The following is a 6000-nucleotide window of genomic DNA, read 5'->3' as shown; positions in this document are numbered from 1 at the left end:
TCTTCCTCCAGCGCTACATCTACAACGGCTTCGCGCAGGGAGCGACGAAGTGACACCGCCCGGCCCCCCGGCCACGCCCCGCGGAACCGAGGGCACGTGAGACGGGAGAAGCGGGGCACACCCCGGTGGCACGCGGCGCCGCGCCCCGGCGGGCCCGGGGTCCGCCATCCGGCCCCGTCCCGTCACGCCTGCGGGGCATCGTGCCGGAGCCATCGGCCGTACCTCCGTGTCGATGATCCGATCAACGCCGGGCGGCTGCCACATTCGTGCTCGATCACGCAACGCCGGCCGGCGAGGGAGTCGACACGTGTGGAGCAGAGCGCGCTGGGCCGCGGGAGCCGCGGCGGGAACGCTGGTCCTCGATCTCTTCTGGGGCGCGGCGGCGCACGGATACGGCGGTGACGGGGCCGGTGCCCCGCTCCGGGGGCCCGACCGGTCCCGTACGGTGCCGATCCCGGCCGGCCGGGACGGCGCCGTGCTGAGCGGGACGGACACCCGCCCCTTCCGTCTGGTGGGGGTCACCTGGGACGATCCCGGCGCCGACCTGGCCGCGACGGTGGAGGTGCGCACCCGGGCGATGGGAACGGCACGGTGGTCCGAGTGGCTGAGGCTGGACGGTGACGACGCCCGCGGTGAGGAGACCGCGCTGCGGGGCGGTACCGCCCCGGCGTGGGTGGGCCCGTCCGACGGCGTGGAGGTGCGGGTCGGCCCGGCCCCGGACGGCTCGTTCGCCCTGCCCGAGGGGCTGCGGCTGGACCTGGTCGACCCGGGGCCGGGCGGGACCGCCGGATCCGCCGGGCCCGCGCCGCTGGCCGACCCCGCGTCGGCCTCCCAGACCGCCGCGGCCCCGCGCCCGGCGATCGTCTCGCGCGCCGGGTGGGGCGCGGACGAGTCCCTCAGCCCGGAGGCCCCCGGCTATCTGCCCGGCGGCAGGGTCAAGGCGGTGGTGGTCCACCACACCGCCGGTTCCAACACCTACACCTGCGCCGAGGCCCCGGCCGTCCTGCGCGGGATCCACGCGTACCACGTGCAGCAACTGGGGTGGAAGGACATCGGCTACAACTTCCTCGTCGACAAGTGCGGCACGCTCTACGAGGGTCGCAAGGGCGGCGCCGACCGCCCGGTCCTCGGGGCTCACGCCTACGGTTTCAACACGGAGACCAGCGGCATCGCGGTGCTGGGCAACTTCACGGACGTCGCCCCCGCCGGGGCGGTCCTGGACTCCGTGGCGAAGCTGGCGGCGTGGAAGCTCGGCCAGTACGGCGTCGATCCGGCGGGCACCACCACGCTCACCGCCGGCGCCGCCGGCCGCAACCACGCGGGCGCGACCTGGGCCAAGGGCGCGAAGCTGAGCTTCCCCACGATCCACGGCCACCGCGACGGTTACAACACCGAGTGTCCCGGCGAGCGGCTGTACGCACAGCTGCCCACCATCCGCGCCCGGGCCGCCGCGTCGGCCGCGGACGCCACGGCCGCGATCAGCCGGGGCGGCGCGGTGCCGGCTCACGGGAACGTCCGGGCCCTGACGGGGGCCTGAGGCTCCGTCAGCGCGGGGGCCGTCCCGATGGCACCGGCCTCCGGGCGGTGTCCGGGTGGTGGTGGCGATTTCAAGAAGTTCTGTCGGCTTTGTTGACGGAGAGTCGGGCGAGCTGCACATTACTTAACGGTAGAACCGTTCGGTAACCCAGTGTTCCCCGTGTCGTCGCCGGTGGCCGGGCCGTCCGCGGGCGCGTGACCGCCGGCGAGCTCGCCGCCGAGCCGCCGAGTTCCCACCCGTACGCCGCCGGGCACCGCCGTGCCCGGGTCCGGCATGCCCGACTCCGAGGAGAGTACGGATGCCCAGACGCGCCCTCCGCCGTGCCCTGGCGGCGATGGCCACCGCCGTGAGCGCGGTGGCCGTCGGCCTGGCCGCCCCCACCGCGCACGCCGCCGGCCCCCTGCCCTACGTCGCCCTCGGCGACAGCTACAGCGCGGGTTCCGGCATTCTCCCCACCGATCCGCGGGCCCCGCTGTTCTGCCTGCGGTCCACGCTCAACTACCCGAACGTCATCGCCGCCCGCACCGGCGCCGCCCTCACGGACGTCACTTGCGGCGGCGCCCAGACCAAGGACTTCTCCACGGCCCAGTACCCGGGCGTGCCCCCGCAGCTCGACGCCGTGGGCAGCGGCACCCGGCTGGTGACCCTGACGATCGGCGGCAACGACAACAACACCTTCATCGGCGCCCTGCTGGCCTGCGGCACCGCCGGTCTCGCCACCGGCGGACAGGGCAGCCCCTGCGAGACCCTCTACGGCAGCACGTTCGCCGACCGGATCGAGGGCAGCACCTACCCGGCGGTGAAGGCCGCCCTGCAGAAGATCCGGGCCAAGGCCCCCGCCGCACAGGTCGCCGTCCTCGGCTACCCGTGGATCCTGCCGCCCACCGCGGAACCCTCCTGCTACGCCAAGATGCCGATCGCCTCCGGCGACGTGCCCTATCTGCGCGGCATCCAGGCGCGCCTCAACGAGGTCATCGCACGCGCCGCCCGGGAGACCGGCGCCACGTACGTGGACTTCTCCCGGGCCTCGGAGGGGCACGACGCCTGCCGGGCCGCCGGAACCCGCTGGGTGGAGCCGCTGCTCTTCGGGACCAACGTCGTACCCGTGCATCCCAACGCCCTGGGCGAGAGCCGGATGGCGGAGCAGACGCTGACGGCCCTGGGCCTCGGCTGACGCCCGTGCCGCACGGACCGGGCCGCCGTCGCGGCGGCCCGGCCGGTTCCACCGGCCCCACCGGCCCCGCCGGATACGGCCGAGGGCTTCAGCCGAGGGTCTGGATCAGGTCGTAGCACGCCTGCTCGCAGGAACGGCAGGATTCGGCGCACAGCCGGCAGTGCTCGTGCGTGTCCGCGTGCGCGGAGCATTCGTCGGCGCAGGCCTTGCAGGCGGTGGTGCAGGCCATGAGGACCGCGCGGGTGACGTGGGCGTCGTAGCCGGTGTGGCGGGACAGCACGGAGGCGGTGGTGTTGCAGACGTCCGCGCAGTCCATGTCGGTGCGGATGCATTTCGCGAGCTCGCCGACCATGCCCTCGGACAGGCAGGCGTCCGCACACGCCGTACACGCCTGGGCACAGGCGATGCACTCCTCGACACAGCGGGTGAGCCTGTCGCGGTCGACCTGCCCCAGGTCGGCCGGATAGGTGGCGAGCATGTCCCTGACCGTCGTCATCACCGGTCACCTCCTCGGGATCGATGCCGGCGGGGGCGGGCCGGGACGGCCCGCGTTGCCTCCCCTCCGGCACCCGCTCCTGCCGGGTTGGCCCGCCCGCGGCGGCACAAACACGGCCGGGACGTACCGCGGGCGGCCCCGTCCGCGGACCTCAGGGGGCGGGCGGCATCTCGACGGCGTCCGAGTCGAGGCCCGGGCGGGCCTTGGCCCAGGCGCCGCGGGTGAAGTCGGGGATCTCCACGGGACGGCCGTCCCGGGCCAGGGACGCGGCGCTCAGCGGGACCGGAGCGTACCAGGCCGCCGAGTCGTAGACGTCGATGTCCGGTGCGAGGCCGAGACGCATGAGCTGGACCGTGCGCCACTGCATGACGTAGTCCATACCGCCGTGGCCTCCGTTGTTCGCGGCGTCGTCGCCCACTTTCCGCCACAGCCAGTGGTCGAACTCCGCGCGGTAGCCGGCGAAGTCACGCCATGTGTGACCGCTGTGGTCCGGTTCGAGGTAGACGCGCGCGCCGGTGGGCGCCGCACCCGCGTAGTCCTCGACGATGCCCCGGCTGCCGGCGAGGCTGTTGATCCGGCTGTACGGCCGGGGCGAGCTCACGTCGTGCTCGGCCCGGATCGTCCGTCCCTGCTCCGTCTCGATCAGGCAGGTGACCAGGTCGCCGTTGATGTACGTCTCTTTCCAGGAAGGGTGGCCTTTGGGCACGAAGCGTTCGCGGTAGTCGGCCAGCCCCTTCGGCGCGGTGGAGGCGGCGCGCAGGGTGGTCATCCGGTCCCCGCGGTTGATGTCCATGGCTCCCGCGATCGGGGCCAGCCCGTGCATGGGATACAGGGACGCCGTGCTGCGGGTGTGCCACAGCCGCCGCCAGGAGTCGGTGTAGTAGGTGTCGGAGAAGAGCAGTTCCCGCAGGTCGTGCAGGTAGCCCCCGTGGCCGTTGGTGACGTCCCCGAACAGGCCGTCGTGCGCCATCTTGAGCACGGCGAGCTCGTTGCGGCCGTAGCAGCAGTTCTCGGCGAGCATCAGGTGCCTGCGGGTCCGCTCGGAGGTGTCGACGAGGTCCCACAGCTCGCGCAGTTCCGTCGCGACGGGGAGCTCGACCATGGCGTGCTTGCCGCTCAGCAGCGCCGCCCTGCCCTGCTCGTGGTGGAACTCCCACGGCGTGGCGATGTACACCAGATCGATGTCGTCGCGCCTCAGCATCTCGGTGTAGGCGTCCGCCGAGCCGCCGAATTCGGCGGGGCGCGGCTCGCCCCTGCTCACCAGGCGGTCCGCGGCGCGCTTGGCCCGGTCGGCGCGGATGTCGCAGACGGCGGTCACGGTGCAGCCGGGGACGGCGGCCCACCCCGGGATCATGCCCGCGCCCCGGTTGCCCAGGCCGATCACACCGACGCGGACGGTCCGGTGGGTGTCGAACGGCACACCGGTCATCGACCGCCGGCCGGGTCCGCGACGCGGCGCCCGCTCGGCGGCGGCTGACGCGGTCCGGGCCGAACCGGCGATTCCGGCCGTGAGCGCCCCGGTGGCGGCGGCGCCGCCCAGGAGTAACCGGCGGGAGACGGCGGGGGTTTCCGACATGGTGACAACGCTCCTCGGTGGGTGGCTGACGGCACTGCCGGGGGATGACTCTGCGGGCTTGTCCGGTGCATGTCAATATGTGTTCGCAGCCGTGCTGTTTCGAGCACGACCGAGCATCACCCCCGGCCCCGCGCGTCCGTCGCCCGCCACCGGTGCCGGGATGTTCATCGACTGGGGTACCGCGCGAAGGGATGTGAATATAGACGCATGTCGAATCTTGAGGAGAAGCGGACCGCGTCCCCGGCCCGGCCGTGCTGCCCCGCCCTGAGCGAGCGGGAGCTGACCGCCGAGGAGGCCGAGGTGACCGCCGCCATGTTCAAGGCGCTCGGTGATCCCGTCCGGCTGCGCCTGTTCTCGAAGGTGGCCTCCCATCCGGACCGGGAGGCGTGCGTCTGCGACATCGCGGACGTGGGCGTCTCGCAGCCGACCGTCTCCCACCACCTCAAGAAGCTGAAGGAGGCCGGGCTGCTGGTCTCCGAGCGGAGGGGCACATGGGTCTACTACCGTGTCGAGCCGTCGGTGCTCGCCGCGATGGGCGGGCTGCTGACCGTTCCGGCCGCGGCGCGCACCACCGCCAGGAGTGCCGGATGACCGGCGAGAGCACGCCGGGCGTGCTGATCGTGCCCCTGCGGGCCGAGCACGCCGACGAGGTGCTGCGCATCTATCAGGCGGGTATCGACGAGGGCGACGCCACCTTCGAGACCGAGGCGCCGAGCTGGGCGGAGTTCGACTCCGCGAAGCTTCCCGGGCACCGCTTCGTCGCCGTGGACGGGGCAGCGGGCACGGTGCTCGGCTGGATCGCGGCAGCCCGGGTCTCGCCGCGCCGCGCGTACGCCGGTGTGGTGGAGCACTCCGTCTACGTGCACCCCGACGCCAGGGGCCGCGGGGTCGCCTCCGCCCTGCTGAAGACGTTCATCGAGTCCACGGAGGCGGCCGGCGTGTGGACCGTCCAGTCGGGCGTCTTCCCCGAGAACACCGCCAGCCTCGCCCTCCACCGGCGAGCGGGGTTCCGCGTCATCGGCACCCGCGAACGCGTCGGCCGCCACCGGGGCCGGTGGCGTGATGTCGTCCTCCTCGAACGCCGCAGCCCGGTGGTCGGCTGACGCCGCGGCCTCGCGGAGGCGGCGGCGCGGTCGCCGTGGTGCACGACGGGGTTCGGGCGCCCTGCCCGGCGCGGACGACGAGGCGGGGCGCCGGGCTCGCCCGTGGACGTCTGG

The 6000-nt window shown here is 73.6% G+C and carries 6 protein-coding genes; 4 read left to right on the top strand and 2 right to left on the bottom strand.

The annotated features are described in order from the left end of the window. Positions 1-307 precede the first annotated feature (307 nt). Together AB0L74_RS25785 and AB0L74_RS25780 are read left to right on the top strand one after the other, a co-directional pair. Positions 308-1537 (top strand): peptidoglycan recognition protein, encoded by a 1230-nt coding sequence (locus AB0L74_RS25785; protein WP_365656897.1) that lies wholly within the window; start codon positions 308-310, stop codon positions 1535-1537. 298 nt (positions 1538-1835) lie between these two features. Further along, positions 1836-2711, top strand: a complete 876-nt coding sequence (locus tag AB0L74_RS25780; protein ID WP_365656894.1) for an SGNH/GDSL hydrolase family protein — start codon at positions 1836-1838, stop codon at positions 2709-2711. Positions 2712-2799: 88 nt separating this feature from the next. Here the strand turns inward: AB0L74_RS25780 and AB0L74_RS25775 are convergent, their stop codons facing one another. Further along, positions 2800-3207: a four-helix bundle copper-binding protein gene (locus AB0L74_RS25775; RefSeq protein ID WP_365656891.1), complete on the bottom strand. Its 408-nt coding sequence runs from the start codon at positions 3205-3207 to the stop codon at positions 2800-2802. A gap of 151 nt (positions 3208-3358) precedes the next feature. Beyond that, positions 3359-4783 (bottom strand): Gfo/Idh/MocA family oxidoreductase, encoded by a 1425-nt coding sequence (locus AB0L74_RS25770; protein WP_365656888.1) that lies wholly within the window; start codon positions 4781-4783, stop codon positions 3359-3361. Between the two features lie 207 nt (positions 4784-4990). Here AB0L74_RS25770 and AB0L74_RS25765 point away from each other — a divergent pair, with 207 nt between their 5' ends. Continuing rightward, positions 4991-5374, top strand: coding sequence for a metalloregulator ArsR/SmtB family transcription factor (locus AB0L74_RS25765; RefSeq protein ID WP_365656885.1), 384 nt, complete (start codon positions 4991-4993; stop codon positions 5372-5374). Beyond that, positions 5371-5886 (top strand): N-acetyltransferase family protein, encoded by a 516-nt coding sequence (locus AB0L74_RS25760; RefSeq protein WP_365656883.1) that lies wholly within the window; start codon positions 5371-5373, stop codon positions 5884-5886. The genes AB0L74_RS25765 and AB0L74_RS25760 overlap by 4 nt, the downstream gene beginning before the upstream one ends. Positions 5887-6000 lie beyond the last annotated feature (114 nt).

It is taken from the genome of Streptomyces sp. NPDC052020, from assembly GCF_040680575.1.
GTDB lineage: Bacteria > Actinomycetota > Actinomycetes > Streptomycetales > Streptomycetaceae > Streptomyces.
The sequence above is the reverse complement of the archived record's forward strand: the minus strand, read 5'-3'. Positions and strand labels throughout refer to the sequence as shown.

What these genes read in the sequence shown, in the direction of transcription:
- AB0L74_RS25780 (WP_365656894.1), top strand. Translation starts at nt 1,836, where the DNA reads ATGCCCAGACGCGCCCTCCGCCGTGCCCTGGCGGCGATGGCCACCGCC.
- AB0L74_RS25775 (WP_365656891.1), bottom strand. Translation starts at nt 3,207, where the DNA reads ATGACGACGGTCAGGGACATGCTCGCCACCTATCCGGCCGACCTGGGG.
- AB0L74_RS25770 (WP_365656888.1), bottom strand. Translation starts at nt 4,783, where the DNA reads ATGTCGGAAACCCCCGCCGTCTCCCGCCGGTTACTCCTGGGCGGCGCC.
- AB0L74_RS25765 (WP_365656885.1), top strand. Translation starts at nt 4,991, where the DNA reads ATGTCGAATCTTGAGGAGAAGCGGACCGCGTCCCCGGCCCGGCCGTGC.
- AB0L74_RS25760 (WP_365656883.1), top strand. Translation starts at nt 5,371, where the DNA reads ATGACCGGCGAGAGCACGCCGGGCGTGCTGATCGTGCCCCTGCGGGCC.